The following is a 16,842-nucleotide window of genomic DNA, read 5'->3' as shown; positions in this document are numbered from 1 at the left end:
TCCGCCGAAGGTGCGCGCACACACCTGAAATAAGGTCGGTGGCAATCCGGTTGATGGTGGCGCCGCCGCCGTAGCCGACACAGCCACGCGATGGCGCCCAAAAGTCTGTTGGATGACGACGTAGACTTTTCCTCGTCGAGAGGCGTTGCAACGGTTCACCGGTCCTGATCGGTGGCCGCCACGCTCGGCGGAGTCAAGGACGCCTTCCGTCATGGAAGGAGCGCACTGTGAATGCCCAGGAGCCGAAAATTCCAGCGTCGAGCACCTTTGCGCCGAACATCCGCCCGGATTGCACCGATGAGCTGACCGCCGCGCTGCGCCGGCGCATCGTGGTGATCGACGGCGCGATGGGCACGGCGATCCAGCGCGACCGCCCCGACGAGGACGGGTACCGCGGCGACCGGTTCCGGGAGTGGCCGAGCGCGCTGCAGGGCAACAACGACCTGCTGAACCTGACGCAGCCGCAGATCATCGAGGGCATCCACCGCGAGTACCTGCAGGCCGGCGCCGACATCCTGGAGACCAACACGTTCAACGCGAACGCGGTGTCGCTGGCCGACTACGACATGCACGAGCTGGCCTACGAGCTCAACTACGCCGGCGCCGCCCTGGCGCGCAAGGCCGCCGACGAGTTCAGCACCCCGGACAAACCCCGCTACGTCGCCGGCGCCATCGGCCCGACCACGCGCACCGCGTCGATCTCCCCGGACGTCAACGATCCCGGTGCGCGCAACGTCTCCTACGACCAGCTGGTCGCCGCCTACCTGGAGGCGGCCAACGGTCTGGTCGACGGCGGTTCCGATCTGCTGATCATCGAGACCATCTTCGATTCGCTGAACGCCAAGGCGGCCGTCTTCGCCGTCGAGACGCTGTTCGAGGAGCGCGGCCGCCGCTGGCCGCTGATCATCTCGGGCACCATCACCGATGCCTCCGGGCGGACGCTGTCCGGTCAGGTCACCGAGGCATTCTGGAACGCGATACGGCATGCCAAGCCGATCGCGGTGGGACTCAACTGCGCCCTCGGCGCGCCGGAGATGCGGCCCTATATCGCCGAGATGGCGCGCATCGCCGACACCTTCGTGTCCTGCTATCCGAACGCCGGGCTGCCCAACGCCTTCGGCGAGTACGACGAGTCCCCGCAGGCCCAGGCGAGCTATATCGCGGAGTTCGCCGAGGCCGGGCTGGTCAACCTGGTCGGTGGGTGCTGCGGCACGGCGCCGCCGCACATCGCCGAGATCGCCAAGGTCGTCGAGGGCAAGTCGCCGCGCGAGCTGCCCGAGATCCCCGTCGCGACCCGGCTGTCCGGCTTGGAGCCGCTCAACATCACCGACGGCTCGCTGTTCGTCAACATCGGTGAGCGCACCAACATCACCGGCTCGGCCCGGTTCCGCAACCTGATCAAGGCGCAGGATTACGACACCGCGTTGTCGGTGGCCCTGCAGCAGGTCGAGGTCGGTGCGCAGGTCATCGACATCAACATGGACGAGGGCATGATCGACGGCGTCGCCGCGATGGACCGGTTCACCAAACTGATCGCCGCCGAACCGGACATCAGCCGCGTCCCGGTCATGATCGACTCGTCCAAGTGGGAGGTCATCGAGGCCGGCCTGAAGAACGTGCAGGGCAAGCCGATCGTCAACTCGATCTCCATGAAGGAGGGCGAGGAGAAGTTCATCCGGGAGGCCCGGCTGTGCCGCAAGTACGGCGCCGCCGTGGTGGTGATGGCCTTCGACGAGCAGGGGCAGGCCGACAATCTGGAGCGCCGTAAGGAGATCTGCGGGCGGGCCTACCGGATCCTGACCGAGGAGGTCGGTTTCCCGGCCGAGGACATCATCTTCGACCCGAACTGCTTCGCGCTGGCCACCGGCATCGAGGAGCACGCGAGCTACGGCATCGACTTCATCGAGGCCTGCGCCTGGATCAAGGAGAATCTGCCCGGGGTGCACATCTCCGGCGGCATCTCGAACGTGTCGTTCTCGTTCCGCGGTAACAACCCGGTCCGCGAGGCCATCCACGCGGTGTTCCTGTTCCACGCCATCAAGGCCGGCCTGGACATGGGCATCGTCAACGCCGGTGCGCTGGTGCCGTATGACTCGATCGACCCCGAGCTGCGGGACCGCATCGAGGACGTCGTGCTGAACCGTCGCGAGGACGCGGCGGAGCGGCTCCTGGAGATCGCCGAGCGGTTCAACTCCAAGGAAAAGGGTGAGGACCCGAAGGCCGCGGAATGGCGATCGCTGCCGGTTCGCGAGCGCATCACCCATGCCCTGGTCAAGGGCATCGACGCGCACGTCGACGACGACACCGAGGAGCTGCGGGCCGAGATCGCGGCCGCCGGTGGCCGCCCGATCGAGGTGATCGAGGGTCCGCTGATGGACGGCATGAACGTCGTCGGCGACCTGTTCGGGGCGGGCAAGATGTTCCTGCCCCAGGTGGTGAAGTCGGCCCGGGTGATGAAGAAGGCCGTGGCCTACCTGCTGCCGTTCATCGAGACGGAGAAGGAAGAGATTGCGGCCGCCGCCGGGGCGAGCGCAGCGACGGGGGATATCAAAGCCGGCAAGGACACCAACGGCACCATCATCATGGCGACCGTGAAGGGCGACGTCCACGACATCGGCAAGAACATCGTCGGGGTTGTCTTGCAGTGCAACAACTTCGAAGTGATCGACCTCGGTGTGATGGTGCCCGCCCAGAAAATCCTGGACGCGGCCAAGGAACACGACGCCGATATCATCGGGCTGTCCGGGCTGATCACCCCCTCGCTGGACGAGATGGTCAACTTCGCCGTCGAGATGGAACGCGAGGGGCTGCAGATCCCGCTGCTCATCGGTGGCGCGACGACCTCGCGGGCGCATACCGCGGTGAAGATCTCGCCGCGCCGCAGCGGCCCGGTGGTCTGGGTCAAGGACGCGTCGCGCTCGGTGCCGGTCGCCGCTGCGCTGCTCGACGACAAGCAGCGGCCTGCTCTTCTGGAGACCACCGAGAAGGATTACGCGTCGCTGCGCGAACGGCACGCCCAGAAGAACGAACGGCCGATGCTGACCCTGGAGAAGGCACGCGCCAACCGGACACCGATCGAATGGGACGGCTACACCCCGCCGGTTCCGGCGCAAGGGGTCGGGGTTCGCGAGTTTCTCGACTACGACCTGGCCGAGCTGCGCGAGTACATCGATTGGCAGCCGTTCTTCAACGCGTGGGAGATGAAGGGCCGCTTCCCCGATATCCTCAACAACCCGGTCTCGGGCGAGACGGCCCGCAAGCTCTACGACGACGCCCAGGAGATGCTGGACACCGCGATCAAGGAGAAGTGGCTGACCGCCAACGGGGTGATCGGCTTCTTCTGCGCCAACGCCGTCGGAGACGATATCGAGGTCTACACCGACCAGACGCGCACCGAGGTGCTGACCACGCTGCGCAATCTGCGCCAGCAGGGCGAGCACCGCGACGGCGTCCCGAACCGGTCACTCGGCGATTTCGTGGCTCCCAAAATAACGGGCCTGGCGGATCACATCGGTGCGTTCGCGGTCACCGCGGGACTCGGCAGCGCCGACAAGATCGCCGAATTCAAGGCGGCACACGACGACTACAGCGGGATCCTGCTGGAGTCGCTCGCCGACCGGCTCGCCGAGGCGTTCGCCGAACGGATGCATCAACGGGTCCGCACGGAGTTCTGGGGTTACGAGCCCGACGAGCAACTCGACAACGACGCGCTGATCGGGGAGAAGTACCGCGGAATCCGGCCGGCTCCGGGCTATCCGGCCTGCCCGGAGCACACCGAGAAGGCGACGCTCTGGGAGCTGATGGACGTGAACGCGCGCACCGGCATCGAGCTGACCGAATCGATGGCGATGTGGCCCGGGGCCGCGGTCAGCGGCTGGTACTTCTCACACCCGCAGTCGCAGTATTTCGTGGTCGGCCGACTGGCGCAGGACCAGGTCGCCGACTACGCCAAGCGCAAGGGCTGGACGCTGGCCGAAGCCGAACGCTGGCTGGCCCCCAACCTCGGCTACAACCCCGAGGACTGAGCGAACAGCTCGGCGTGGGCGGCCGCCCACTGAGCCATCGACATCGCCGTTGTCCCGGTGAGCTTTTCGACATTGTCGTTGGCGTTCTGCGGCGCGCCGTGCTGCTCGACCAGGTCGAGATACCAGTCCACGCCGTCACCCATGACCGGCTCCAGCAGTTCTCTGGCCTCGGCCCGGCTGCACCGCCGCATCTGCACCGGGGTCTGAAGCCCGGCGCCGATCTGCGCGGCGATCTCGGCACGGGTGATCGCTTCCGGGCCGGTCAGCTCGTACATCTGCCCCAGATGGCGGTCGTGGCGATCGGCCAGCAGATGCGCGGCCACCCGGGCGATATCGTCCATCGATACGGGTGCCTGCACGGCGTCGGGTGCGACGTCGCGCACCACACCCGTGCTGATCTGCGCAGCCCACATGGCGAAGTTCTCGCAGAACTCGCCGGGCCCGAGTTGGGTGCTGGGCACCGGTGCCGCGGCGATGCGCTCGGCGTGCTGCTGCCAGTGCGCGCCCCCGGACAGGGCGACCAGGTAGGACACCCGGGCGGCGGCGATCATCTCGCAGGTGATGGCGACGGTCCGGGGAAACGGCGCCAGGTACACCGCGTCCACATCGGCCAGGGCGACCGACACCGTCTCGGGCTTGCCGAGGAAGCCTGTGACCACTTCCACACCGTCGGGCAGGCGCGCCCGCTGCGGGTCGGCGGTCAACGCCCGGATATCGGAGACGCCCAGGTCGATGAGCCGGTCGACCACTCGGCGACCGATATTGCCGGTGGCGCCCGTCACAAGTATCTTCATGGCACCCAGGCTAACGGCGGGGGCCGACGCGTTCGGTTTTCCGGCGCGGCGCCCTTCGATGCGACAATCGGGTGCATGCGCGCGGTGCTCTGGGATATGGACGGCACCCTGGTGGACTCCGAAAAGCTGTGGGACATCGGCATCCAGGAGATCTACCGCCGGCACGGCCGTGAGCTGAGCGCCGACGTACGCACCTCGACGATCGGCGGTTCCAGCGAGACGGTGATGCAGATCGTCTACGCCGACCTCGGTCTGGAACCCGACCCGCACGATATCGCCCGGACCGCGGACTGGTTGCACGATTACGTCGGCGAGCTGTTCGAGACCGGCCTGCCGTGGTGCGCGGGGGCGCGCGAGATGCTCGACGAACTCCGCGCCGCCGACGTCACGATGGCGTTGGTGACCAACACGCGGCGCGGGCTGGCCGAGAAGGCACTCAACAGCATCGGCCGGCACTACTTTGCGGTGACCGTCTGTGGTGACGAGGTCCCGGCGGGCAAACCGTCACCGGACCCGTACCTGCGGGCCGCCGAACTGCTGGGGCTGGACCCGCTGCACTGCCTGGCGATCGAGGATTCGGTGACCGGTACCGCGTCGGCCGAGGCGGCCGGATGCGCAGTGTTGGTGATCCCCAACGAGATCGAGGTCCCGACGGGCCCGGGACGCCGCCACGCCGTGTCGTTGACCGGCCTGACGGTCGAGGGCCTGCGCGACGTGCATGCCGAACTGGGCGCCGAGATCACCGCACGCTCCGCCTGATCGGGCCCGCCTGGGCGGGTCCGGCGTCAGACCTTGCCGCCGGGGAACATGGTCTTGACGGCCCGCGTCACGTTGTCCCGCGCGGTGGCCGCTCCGGTCGGATCCAACGAGCCGATCGCCATCACGTACCGGCGGTCGGGTCCGATCACACCGGTCGACACATGCAGCTGATTGCCGCCGTTCCAGCAGCAGAACCAGCCCTGTTTGACCGCCACCGGCTCGGCATACAGTCCGTCCGGGATGCCGAAGCGCTGCGGGTACCCGTCGGCTCCCGTCGGCGTCGACCTGGCCAGGTCACCGATGATGATGTTGGCCTGTTCGGGCGGCAGCCCACCGGTCCCGTCGAGCAGCATGTCGTAATACCGCACGAGATCACTTGCCGTGCTTTGGGTGACGTCCCAGTGCCGGTTGGCCGGTGCCGTGGTGCCGGTCAACCCGTATCGGGACGTGATGCGTGCGATGACGGCGTTCTGCCCGTTGCGGTCCCAGAACATCTGGGCGGCACCGTCATCGGAGGAACGCAGCATGGCGTCCAGCGACGCGCGGTCGGCGGTGGACAGTTCGGTCCCGCCCTGGGACTGCTGCAGCAGCAGGTCGTCGGCGATGAACAGTTTCACCACAGAGGCGATGGGGAAGGGCCGGCCGGCGCCGCTGGACGCGGTCTGACCGGTGCGGCGGTCCAGCACGACGATGTCCATCTCGGCCCCGGACCCGGCCGCATCGGCGGCGGCCTGCTGAACGCGGGCCTGCAGACCGTCCAACGGTGCGGTCGGCGGCGCACCCCACGCCTGCGCCTGGCCTCCGGCCATCACCAGCGCCACCGCGACAATCGCCCAGCTGCGACGCATCGGTCTCCTTCGAACGAATCCTGAACCCCACACGGTGTCAACGCTGTACCCACCGGCTGCTCAGCCTAATCAGCCGAGCGCGAAGGCGGGCGGTGGGCGCCGGTGCCGGAACTCGCCCGCCGCTTACCGACCAAATCGGTGGGCGACTGTGCGATTGTGATGTGACACGCATCACGGCACGGGCTGGAAGGACGATCCATGACGCACGGACCGGTGGGAGGCGACGACGCCTCGTTCCTCGATGACGATTCCGGGTTCAGCTCCGGTCGCACGGCGGTGCGGATCGCCGCGGTAGCCGCACTGGGCGGCCTGTTGTTCGGCTATGACAGCGCCGTCATCAACGGGGCGGTGTCCTCGATACAGGAGGACTTCGGGATCGGCAATGCCGAGCTGGGTTTCGCGGTGGCCTCCGCGCTGCTCGGCGCCGCCGCCGGCGCGATGACCGCGGGGCGGATCGCGGACCGGATCGGCCGCATCGCGGTGATGAAGATTGCCGCGCTGCTGTTCCTGATCAGTGCCTTCGGAACGGGTTTCGCGCACGAGGTCTGGACGGTGGTGCTGTTCCGGATCGTCGGCGGTATCGGCGTCGGGGTGGCATCGGTGATCGCGCCGGCGTACATCGCCGAGACCTCCCCTCCGCAGATCCGCGGCCGGCTGGGGTCACTGCAGCAGCTCGCGATCGTGCTGGGCATCTTCGCGTCGTTTGCCGTCAACTGGCTGCTGCAATGGGCGGCGGGCGGACCCAACGAGGTGCTTTGGCTCGGCCTGGACGCGTGGCGCTGGATGTTCCTCGCCATGGCCGTGCCCGCGGTCGTGTACGGCGCGCTGGCCTTCACCATCCCGGAGTCGCCGCGCTATCTCGTTGCCAGCCATAAGATTCCGGAGGCGCGCCGGGTGTTGAGCATGCTGCTCGGCCAGAAGAACCTGGAGATCACCATCACCCGAATCCGGGACACCCTGGAGCGCGAGGACAAGCCGTCATGGCGTGATCTGCGCAAGCCGTCGGGCGGAATCTACGGCATCGTGTGGGTCGGTCTGGGCTTGTCGATCTTCCAGCAGTTCGTCGGTATCAACGTCATCTTCTACTACTCGAACGTGCTCTGGCAGGCGGTCGGTTTCAGCGCCGACGAGTCGGCGGTCTACACCGTGATCACCTCGGTGATCAACGTGCTGACCACCCTGATCGCGATCGCGCTCATCGACAAGATCGGCCGCAAGCCGCTGCTGTTGATCGGGTCGTCGGGCATGGCGGTCACGCTGGCCACGATGGCGGTGATCTTCGCCAATGCCACGGTCAACCCCGACGGCACACCAAGCCTGCCCGGCGCATCCGGTGTCATCGCGCTCGTCGCCGCCAACCTGTTCGTGGTGGCATTCGGGATGTCCTGGGGGCCGGTGGTCTGGGTGCTGTTGGGCGAGATGTTCCCCAACCGCATCCGCGCCGCCGCGCTCGGCCTGGCCGCGGCGGGTCAGTGGGCAGCCAACTGGCTGATCACGGTGAGCTTCCCGGAGCTGCGTAATCATCTGGGATTGGCCTACGGCTTCTACGCGCTGTGCGCGGTGCTGTCGTTTGTGTTCGTCTCGAAGTGGGTCCGCGAGACCAAGGGTGTGTCACTGGAGGACATGCACGCCGAGGTGCTCGCGGAGGACGGGCGCCCGTCCTCCCGGTAGCCGGGCGGGCCCCCGGCGGGAATCCCGCGTGACCGCGGCTGCGCGTCCGTGAAAGAATCGCAGCTCGTGAAGACCTTCGACGCCCTGTTCGCCGAGCTCAGCGAGAAAGCGCAGACCCGGCCCGCCGGCAGCGGCACGGTCGCCGCGCTGGAGGCCGGCGTGCACGGACTGGGGAAGAAGATCCTGGAGGAGGCCGGCGAGGTATGGCTGGCCGCCGAACACGAGAGCGACGAGGCACTCGCCGAAGAGATCAGCCAGTTGCTGTACTGGACCCAGGTGCTGATGCTGTCCCGCGGGCTCGGCCTCGACGACGTGTACCGGAAGCTGTGATGAGCACTCTTCGTGTGGCGGTCCCGAACAAGGGTGCGCTCAGCGAATCGGCCGCCGAGATCCTGTCCGAGGCGGGCTATCGGCGCCGCACCGACCCCAAGGATCTGACCGTCGTCGATCCGGCCAACAACGTCGAGTTCTTTTTCCTGCGCCCCAAGGACATCGCAATCTATGTGGGCTCCGGAGAGCTCGATCTCGGCATCACCGGGCGAGATCTGGCCGCCGAGTCCGACGCCCCGGTACGCGAACGGCTGGCGCTCGGCTTCGGGTCCTCGACCTTCCGGTTCGCCGCACCCAAGGGCCAGGACTGGACGGTGGACTCCCTTGCCGGTAAGCGAATCGCCACGGCGTACCCCAACCTGGTCCGTAAGAACCTGGCCGACAAGGGGATCGACGCCACCGTCATCCGTCTCGACGGCGCGGTGGAGATATCCATCCAGCTCGGTGTCGCGGATGTGATCGCCGATATCGTCGGTTCCGGACGCACCCTGGGACTGCACAACCTGGTGGCCTTCGGCGAATCGCTGTGCGATTCCGAGGCGATCCTGATCGAACGTGCGGACTCCGAGCCCAACCCCGCGTGCGATCAGCTCGCCGCCCGGGTTCAGGGTGTGGTGTTCGGCCAGCAGTACCTGATGCTCGACTACGACTGCCCGCGCAGCGTCCTCGACGAGGCGACCGCGGTCACACCGGGACTGGAGTCGCCGACCATCGCCCCGCTCGCCGACCCCGACTGGGTGGCGGTACGTGCGTTGGTTCCGCGTCGCGATGTGAACGCCATCATGGACCAGCTCGCCGCCATCGGCGCCAAGGCGATCCTGGCGTCCGACATCAGGTTCTGCCGCTTCTGATCACGACGCGCGACATCGTCGCGCGTGCTAGCGTCCGGATGTCCGTCCACCCCATGGAGGTCCGATGACGCAGGTTCTCGCTTTGCTCCTCGCCCTGCTGATCGGGGTCATCGCGGGCTTACGCGCGATGACGGCGCCGGCGGTGGTCGCCTGGGGGGCGATGCTCGGCTGGATCGATGTCGCCGACAAATGGTCCGAATGGGTCGGTCATCCGATCACGGTGACGGTGCTGAGCATTCTGCTGGTCGGCGAACTCATCACCGATCAGCTCCCGAAGACCCCGAGCCGCAAGGTGCCACCGCAGTTCATCGCCCGCTTGATCACCGGCGGTTTCGCCGGGGCGGTGATCGGCAGTGCGTTCTTCCACACCTTCTCCGCCACGGGTGCCGGCATCGTGGGCGCGGTGCTGGGCACCCTGGCCGGCGCGGAATTGCGCAGCAGACTCGGCGCGGCCAACAACGGTAACGACCGCCCCGGTGCGTTCCTCGAGGATGGCATCGCCGTGGGCGGTGGGTTCCTGGTCGCATTCCTGGTCAGCTTTATCTGATGGCGGAGCCGGTGACCGAGTTCGACGCCATCATCGTCGGCGCCGGCCAGGCCGGTCCGCCGCTGGCCGGCCGGCTGACCGAGGCCGGGCAGACCGTCGCGGTAATCGAACGCAAACTGGTCGGCGGCACCTGTGTCAATTACGGGTGCATCCCCACCAAGACGCTGGTGGCCAGCGCCCACGCCGCCCATATGGCCCGGCGCGGACCCGAATTCGGGATCGGCACCGGCGATGTCAGCGTCGATATGGCCAAGGTGAAGGCTCGCAAGGACACGATCGTCGAGGGCGACCGGCGCGGTGTCGAGCACTGGCTCGAGGGTATGGACGGTGCCACCCTGCTGCGCGGGCACGCCCGGTTCGTCGATCCACACACCATCGAGCTCGACGGAACGTTGTTGCGGGCGGACCGGATCTTCCTCAACGTCGGCGGCCGGGCCGTGGTGCCGGATATTCCGGGCCTGGCCGATATCGATTACCTGACCAATGTGTCACTACTCGAACTCGACACGCTGCCAGAACATCTCGTCGTCATCGGCGGAAGTTATATCGCGCTGGAGTTCGCGCAGATGTACCGGCGATTCGGTGCCCAGGTGACGGTGATCGAGCGTGGGCCGCGACTGACCTCCCGCGAGGACGAGGATGTCTCGGCGGCCATCCGGGAGATCCTGGAAAGCGAAGGGATCGAGATCCACGTCGGGGCCGACGATATCCGGTTCACCAAGCGGGACAACGGTTTCGAAGTCACCCCGCACTCCGGTGCGACACCGATCGCCGGTAGTCACGCCCTGATCGCGGTGGGCAGGATGCCCAATACCGACGACCTCGGCCTGGAGAACGCCGGCGTGCGCACCGACAGCCGTGGCTACATCGAGGTCGACGACGCCCTGCGTACCAACGTCGAGCACATCTGGGCGATGGGGGACTGCAACGGCAAGGGCGCCTTCACGCACACCTCCTACAACGATTTCGAGATCGTGGCGGCCAACCTGCTCGACGATGATCCGCGCCGGGTCAGCGACCGGGTCTCCACCTACGCGCTGTACATCGATCCACCCCTGGGTCGGGCCGGGATGACCGCCGACGAGGTCCGCCGCTCGGGCCGAAAAGCGTTGGTGGGCATCCGTCCGATGACCCGGGTCGGTCGGGCCGTGGAGAAGGGTGAGACCAAGGGCTTCATGAAGGTCGTGGTCGACGCCGAAACCGACGAGATCCTCGGAGCGTCCATTCTCGGGGTTGGGGGTGACGAGGTGGTGCACGCGATCCTCGACGTCATGACCGCCAAGCTGCCCTACACGGCGATCTCGCGCACCATGCACATCCATCCCACCGTCAGCGAACTGGTGCCGACGCTGCTCCAGGACCTCAAGCCACTGACCTAGCCTTCCGCCCGGATCATCAGGTCACCGTCACTGCCGACCAGCGTACGTCCGGCCACGGGCCCCTACCTTCGCTGCACGAGCAGCGTCTGCGCCGACGTTCCGATGAATCCCTGCCGGTCAAAAACATCGGCGGTGGTCACCCCGATGCCGTCCGGACCGATCGAGCCCCGGGCGCGCAGCGCGAAGTCGGTTCCCCTCGGCGCGCGATGCAGATGCACCGCGGTGTCGGTGTTCATGAACACGAACTCGTCGGGATCCAGTGCGGCGCCGACGCCATTGGCCGAGTCGACCACCATGGCCAGCCGTTGCAGGTCGGTGAGGGGTTCGGAATCGACAAGTGGCACAAGAGGACTCATCCAGACCACGGCGGGCTCACCCGGCGCGGTCCGCTGCTTGCGCCAGCTCACGGTCTCCAGATAACCGGGCGCCCCCATCCAACCGTGCGGATTGTCCATCGCCGTGCCCTCCACCAATGGCGGATGGCGATCGGTGACGGCATCGGCGGTGTCGCTGGTGGTCAGCAACCACGCACTCACCCGGGCCAGCGCCCGGTCGGCACCGTGTACCGCGCGCATCTCGGCGACCGCCATGGTGATCCGGGCGCCGGGCCGCTCCACCCAGGCCCGCACCTTCACCGGCGCCACCGGGATCGCGCCCAGGATGTCGAGCACCAACCGTCCGACCCGCAATTCGGGGCGGTCGAGGTAGAGCTCTTCGATGGCCCTGGTCAACAGCGCCAGCGGGGGCGAACCGTGCTGGATGGCGGCATCCCAGTTGCTGGCGGTACCCGGGGTCGACTCGAACACCTGGTAGCCGTCGGACTCGGCCATCCGCCGGTAGTGACAGTCGCTCACTCCGCAGGCTCCGCCGGCCACCCCGGATACGCCGGGGGCGTACCGCCGAATTCCGGGCACATCGGCTGATGGGCGCACCAGTTGCACAGCTTCGACCGGGTGGCCCGGAAATCACCGGTGCTACCCGCGGCCTGGATCGCCCGCCAGATCGCGGTCAGGGTCCGCTCGAAGCGCATGAGTTCATCGAGGTCGGGGGAGTAGTCCAGGACCTGACCGTCGGCGAGGTAGAGCAATCGGAGTTTGGCCGGTAGCACCCTGCGGGATCGCCACAGTGCCACGGCATAGAACTTCATCTGGAACAGCGCCTTGGCTTCGGCCAGCGCCCACAGCTCCGAGGGTGACTTACCGGTCTTGTAGTCGACCACCCGCATCTCACCGGTCGCGGCGATGTCGATCCGGTCGACGAAACCGCGCAGCAGCGTCCCATCGGGCAACTCCACCTCCACGCGTTGCTCGCAGCTGTGTGGGTCGAATCGGGTCGGATCCTCCAGGCGGTAGTAGCCCGACAACAGCTTGCGGGCGTCACGCAGCAGCTCGGCACGCAGTTCCGGTTCCAGCACCAGCCCGGTTGCGCTGCCCTCGGCGATCACGCGGTCCAGGGCCGGATCGACCAGCGTCAGCGCCGTGTCATGGATGCGTTCGGCGGCCGGCAGCGCATAGAGCTCTTCGAGCGCGGCATGCACCACCGAGCCGCGCAGCTGGGCCGGTGAGACCGGCTCGGGCAGTCGGTCGATGGCCCGGAACCGGTACAGCAGCGGGCACTGCTTGAAATCGCTGGCCCGTGACGGCGACAGGGCCGGCCGCCGACCGGTGCGGGCAGCTGCAGGCGCGCTCATAGCTGTCAGCCTAGGCCCGGGGGCCGACAACAATTCGTAGCCGCGGCGGCGCGTCTGGCAGGCTGACCCCGTGCAAATCACAGGTCCGTTCGTCATCGGCGATCGCGTGCAACTCACCGATCCCAAGGGACGGCACTACACGATGGTGCTCGCACCCGGTGCCGAGTTCCACACCCATCGCGGCGCCATCGGCCACGACACCGTGATCGGTCAGCCCGAGGGCAGCGTCGTGACGTCCACCAACGGCGATCCGTTCCTGGTGCTGCGGCCCCTGCTCATCGACTATGTGCTCTCGATGCCACGCGGGGCGCAGGTCATCTACCCCAAGGACGCCGCCCAGATCGTGCACGAGGGCGACATCTTCCCGGGTGCCCGGGTGTTGGAGGCCGGTGCCGGTTCGGGTGCGCTGACCTGTTCATTGCTGCGCGCGGTGGGGCCGACCGGCCAGGTGATCTCCTACGAGGTGCGCGACGACCACGCCGTGCACGCCATCCGCAATGTCGAGACCTTCTTCGGTGAGCGCCCGACGAACTGGGATCTGCGGATCAAGGATCTCAACGAGTACCCGACCGGTGCCGAGCGCACCGAGGTCGACCGGGTCGTGCTGGACATGCTGGCGCCCTGGGAGGTGTTGGACACGGTGTCGGCGGCGCTGGTGGCCGGCGGCGTGCTCATCGTCTACGTCGCCACCGTCACGCAGCTGTCGCGCACCGTGGAGGCGCTGCGCGAACAACAGTGTTGGACCGAGCCCCGCTCCTGGGAGACCATGCAGCGCGGCTGGAACGTGGTGGGGCTGGCGGTGCGACCGCAGCACAACATGCGCGGGCACACCGCGTTCCTGATCAGTGCCCGCAAGCTGGCGCCGGGCACCGTGACACCGACCCCGCTGCGCCGCAAACGCCCCCAGGTGTGACCGCCTCCCGACGGCTACCGCGGCGGCTCACCGGTCGGCACCGGTCCCATTTCGAGCAGCTGATCGGCGGTCACCCGGGTCAGCTGCCACGCGCCCTCGTGGAGGGTGAACTGCATGGGGAAGGTGAAGGGCCGTGCGTCCGGGGCAGGGTTGGCCGGACTGGCCGTGACGGTGGCCACCACATCGCCGTAGTCGGTCGGTGACCAGCTCAGGTCGGTGGCCGTGAAGATCAGTGGGGCGAGCCCGCCGTCCACCGTGGCCCGGGCGAAGCGGTCGAGCGCCGCGCCATCCTCCGGCGTGGCGTACTGCACCAGGGCGATCTTCTGCTCACCGGGAACCGCGGGGTCGGCCAGTCGGGTCAGGACGCCGGTCAATGCCTCGGGCGGCGGGAGCGGAGCCTGCGGTGCAGATTGCGTGCCGATCACCGGTGCGGAGGCAGACGTCTCGGGTGCCGCCGGGATCGGCTCGGCGCCGCAGCCCGACAGTCCGAACGCCACCACGAACGTGGTGGCGCTCAGGACCGCGATGGGCGTGCGGCGCATTGGCGCGTGCGGTCAGCCCGCCGCTGAGAGCAGCGAGAGTGCCGACTGCTTGGACACCTGCCAGCCGGTGGGGCTCGGGCCGGCGATGAAGGTCACCGGCTGCGTCGCGGTGCCCCCGGTCGCGGCCGTGGCCGTGACGTTGGCCGTGGCGACCGGGCCGTTGACGTCGATATCGGCGATGTTGAAGGTCAGCGGGAACTTGCCTTCGCGCGCGGCGTTGTTGTAGGCGCGGTCGGCGGCCACGGCCTCGATCCGGCCGATGCCGCCCTGGATGTAGGTGGCTTTGCCGGAGAAGGAGCCGGGTCCGGCGAGGATGCTCAGCGTCTGGGTGAGCGGCGCCTGCAATTCGGGCGCGGGTGCCTGCGGCAGCGGGGTGTCCCACACCACGGGGCTGATCGCGGGAGCGCCGCTGGCGGCAACCGACGACACGCCCGTCGCCGCAGCAGTTACCGCGCCGGCCGCTGCGGCGCTGGTGACGAAGGCGATTGCGAGGGATTTCAGGATCACAGTGGTCCTTTCAATGGGGCAAGCTAAGCAAGGAGGTTAACAGCGTTGCTGGTGTGTCGAATTCCTAGACCGCACACAAAGGCTGAATCGCCGGTAGCGTTGAAGTTGTTACTGCACCAACATCCGGTGCGGGAGGGAGCGCAACATGAGTGAGTCCGAGCGTTCTGAGAGTTTCGGAACACCCCACGAGTCGAACCTGTCCGCGGCGGACGCCGCTGAACTGGAGAGGTTGCGCCGCGAAGCGGCCGCCCTGCGTGAACAACTCGAGGCCACCGTCGGGGCCGGCAGCGGGTTGCGTACCGCCCGCGACGTGCAGCAGCTTGAGGCGCGCATCGACTCCTTGGCCGCGCGCAATGCCAAGCTGATGGACACGCTCAAGGAGGCCCGCCAGCAACTGCTCGCCCTGCGCGAGGAGGTCGACCGGCTCGGTCAGCCGCCCAGCGGGTACGGGGTGCTGCTGGCGACCTATGAGGACGAGACCGTCGACGTCTTCACCTCCGGCCGCAAGATGCGCCTGACGTTGTCGCCCAATATCGACGCCGGTGTCCTCAAGCAGGGCCAGACGGTCCGCCTCAACGAGGCACTGACCGTCGTGGAGGCGGGCACCTTCGAGGCCGTCGGTGAGATCAGCACGCTGCGCGAGATCCTGTCCGACGGGCACCGCGCCCTCGTCGTCGGCCATGCCGATGAGGAACGTATCGTCTGGCTGGCCGAACCGTTGGTGGCCGCCGAGTTCCTGCCCGAGGGTGTCGAGGCGGAGCTCGACGAGGACGACAAGCCGCGCAAGCTGCGGCCCGGCGATTCGCTGCTGGTGGACACCAAGGCCGGATACGCCTTCGAGCGCATTCCGAAGGCCGAGGTCGAGGATCTCGTGCTTGAGGAGGTCCCCGACGTCAGCTACGGCGATATCGGTGGTCTGACCCGCCAGATCGAGCAGATCCGCGATGCCGTGGAGCTGCCGTTCCTGCACAAGGACCTCTACCGCGAATACTCGTTGCGTCCGCCCAAGGGTGTGCTGCTCTACGGTCCGCCCGGCTGCGGTAAGACGCTGATCGCCAAGGCCGTCGCGAATTCGCTGGCCAAGAAGATGGCCGAACTGCGGGGCGAGGACTCCCGGGAAGCCAAGAGTTACTTCCTCAACATCAAGGGTCCCGAACTGCTCAACAAGTTCGTGGGTGAAACCGAGCGGCACATCCGGCTGATCTTCCAGCGCGCCCGGGAGAAGGCGTCCGAGGGCACGCCCGTGATCGTCTTCTTCGACGAGATGGACTCGATCTTTCGGACCCGCGGCACCGGCGTGAGCTCCGATGTGGAGACCACCGTGGTTCCGCAGCTGCTGAGCGAGATCGACGGCGTCGAGGGCTTGGAGAACGTCATCGTGATCGGCGCCTCCAACCGCGAGGACATGATCGACCCGGCCATCCTGCGGCCGGGCCGCCTGGACGTGAAGATCAAGATCGAACGCCCCGACGCCGAAGCCGCGCAGGACATCTTCTCGAAGTATCTGACCGAGAACCTGCCGGTCAACACCGATGACCTCGACGAGTTCGCCGGCGACCGTGCCCTGACCATCAAGACGATGATCGAGAAGGTCGTCGACCGGATGTATGCCGAGATCGACGACAACCGGTTCCTGGAGGTCACCTATGCCAACGGTGACAAGGAAGTCATGTACTTCAAGGATTTCAACTCCGGGGCGATGATCCAGAACGTCGTGGACCGGGCCAAGAAGTACGCCATCAAGTCGGTGCTGGAGACCGGGCAGAAGGGTCTGCGCATCCAGCATCTGCTGGATTCGATCGTCGACGAGTTCGCCGAGAACGAGGACCTGCCGAACACCACGAATCCCGACGACTGGGCCCGTATCTCCGGCAAGAAGGGTGAGCGGATCGTCTACATCCGCACGCTCGTCACCGGCAAGAGCAGTAGCGCCAGCCGTGCTATTGATACCGAGTCCAACCTTGGGCAGTACCTGTAGGGGCGTGC

General features: G+C 67.3%; 15 protein-coding genes. 9 read left to right on the top strand and 6 right to left on the bottom strand.

The window, feature by feature from the left end:
- Positions 1-227: 227 nt before the first annotated feature.
- Entirely contained in the window at positions 228-4,025 is a 3,798-nt protein-coding gene (gene metH / locus A7U43_RS16825; protein WP_067997461.1) for a methionine synthase, read from the top strand.
- Here the strand turns inward: metH and A7U43_RS16820 are convergent.
- Complete coding sequence (locus A7U43_RS16820) at positions 4,007-4,819, bottom strand: SDR family oxidoreductase (RefSeq protein WP_067997459.1); 813 nt, start codon at positions 4,817-4,819, stop codon at positions 4,007-4,009. The genes metH and A7U43_RS16820 overlap by 19 nt on opposite strands.
- Positions 4,820-4,894: 75 nt before the next feature.
- On the opposite strand from A7U43_RS16820, the gene A7U43_RS16815 reads away from it, so the two are divergent.
- Entirely contained in the window at positions 4,895-5,578 is a 684-nt protein-coding gene (locus A7U43_RS16815) for an HAD family hydrolase (RefSeq protein ID WP_067997456.1), read from the top strand.
- A 26-nt stretch (positions 5,579-5,604) separates the two neighbouring features.
- On the opposite strand, the gene A7U43_RS16810 is transcribed toward A7U43_RS16815, so the two are convergent.
- Positions 5,605-6,426, bottom strand: a complete 822-nt coding sequence (locus A7U43_RS16810) for a serine hydrolase (protein WP_067997454.1) — start codon at positions 6,424-6,426, stop codon at positions 5,605-5,607.
- Between the two features lie 198 nt (positions 6,427-6,624).
- Between A7U43_RS16810 and A7U43_RS16805 the strand changes: the two genes are divergently transcribed.
- From A7U43_RS16805 to A7U43_RS16785, 5 genes are all read left to right on the top strand, one after another.
- Positions 6,625-8,097: a sugar porter family MFS transporter gene (locus tag A7U43_RS16805; protein WP_067997452.1), complete on the top strand. Its 1,473-nt coding sequence runs from the start codon at positions 6,625-6,627 to the stop codon at positions 8,095-8,097.
- A 48-nt stretch (positions 8,098-8,145) separates the two neighbouring features.
- Positions 8,146-8,427, top strand: coding sequence for a phosphoribosyl-ATP diphosphatase (locus tag A7U43_RS16800; RefSeq protein WP_067997449.1), 282 nt, complete (start codon positions 8,146-8,148; stop codon positions 8,425-8,427).
- A complete protein-coding gene (hisG, locus tag A7U43_RS16795) occupies positions 8,427-9,278 on the top strand; it encodes an ATP phosphoribosyltransferase (RefSeq protein ID WP_067997447.1) in 852 nt (283 codons plus the stop codon). The genes A7U43_RS16800 and hisG overlap by 1 nt, the downstream gene beginning before the upstream one ends.
- A 64-nt stretch (positions 9,279-9,342) precedes the next feature.
- Positions 9,343-9,825 (top strand): DUF4126 family protein, encoded by a 483-nt coding sequence (locus A7U43_RS16790; RefSeq protein WP_067997444.1) that lies wholly within the window; start codon positions 9,343-9,345, stop codon positions 9,823-9,825.
- A complete protein-coding gene (locus A7U43_RS16785) occupies positions 9,825-11,204 on the top strand; it encodes an FAD-containing oxidoreductase (RefSeq protein WP_067997441.1) in 1,380 nt (459 codons plus the stop codon). The genes A7U43_RS16790 and A7U43_RS16785 overlap by 1 nt, the downstream gene beginning before the upstream one ends.
- Positions 11,205-11,266: 62 nt before the next feature.
- On the opposite strand, the gene A7U43_RS16780 is transcribed toward A7U43_RS16785, so the two are convergent.
- Together A7U43_RS16780 and A7U43_RS16775 are read right to left on the bottom strand one after the other, a co-directional pair.
- Positions 11,267-12,058 carry a thioesterase family protein gene (locus A7U43_RS16780; RefSeq protein WP_156526137.1) on the bottom strand — a complete coding sequence of 264 codons (792 nt, stop codon included), beginning with the start codon at positions 12,056-12,058 and terminating at the stop codon, positions 11,267-11,269.
- Entirely contained in the window at positions 12,055-12,894 is an 840-nt protein-coding gene (locus A7U43_RS16775) for a RecB family exonuclease (protein ID WP_067997437.1), read from the bottom strand. Before A7U43_RS16775 ends, A7U43_RS16780 begins: the two co-directional genes overlap by 4 nt.
- A gap of 70 nt (positions 12,895-12,964) precedes the next feature.
- Here A7U43_RS16775 and A7U43_RS16770 point away from each other — a divergent pair, with 70 nt between their 5' ends.
- Complete coding sequence (locus tag A7U43_RS16770) at positions 12,965-13,807, top strand: tRNA (adenine-N1)-methyltransferase (protein WP_082902178.1); 843 nt, start codon at positions 12,965-12,967, stop codon at positions 13,805-13,807.
- A gap of 14 nt (positions 13,808-13,821) precedes the next feature.
- Here A7U43_RS16770 and lppK read toward each other — a convergent pair whose 3' ends face one another.
- Both lppK and A7U43_RS16760 read right to left on the bottom strand, forming a co-directional pair.
- Positions 13,822-14,349 (bottom strand): lipoprotein LppK, encoded by a 528-nt coding sequence (lppK, locus tag A7U43_RS16765; protein WP_067997436.1) that lies wholly within the window; start codon positions 14,347-14,349, stop codon positions 13,822-13,824.
- 12 nt (positions 14,350-14,361) lie between these two features.
- The gene (locus A7U43_RS16760; protein WP_067997435.1) at positions 14,362-14,856 is read right to left on the bottom strand and encodes an MTB12 family secreted protein; all 495 of its coding nucleotides are present in this window, start codon (positions 14,854-14,856) and stop codon (positions 14,362-14,364) included.
- Positions 14,857-15,001: 145 nt separating this feature from the next.
- Here A7U43_RS16760 and arc point away from each other — a divergent pair, with 145 nt between their 5' ends.
- Positions 15,002-16,834: a proteasome ATPase gene (gene arc / locus A7U43_RS16755; RefSeq protein ID WP_067997434.1), complete on the top strand. Its 1,833-nt coding sequence runs from the start codon at positions 15,002-15,004 to the stop codon at positions 16,832-16,834.
- Positions 16,835-16,842 lie beyond the last annotated feature (8 nt).

It is taken from the genome of Mycobacterium adipatum, assembly GCF_001644575.1.
Classification (GTDB): domain Bacteria; phylum Actinomycetota; class Actinomycetes; order Mycobacteriales; family Mycobacteriaceae; genus Mycobacterium; species Mycobacterium adipatum.
This window is presented reverse-complemented; position numbering and strand designations above follow the sequence as displayed.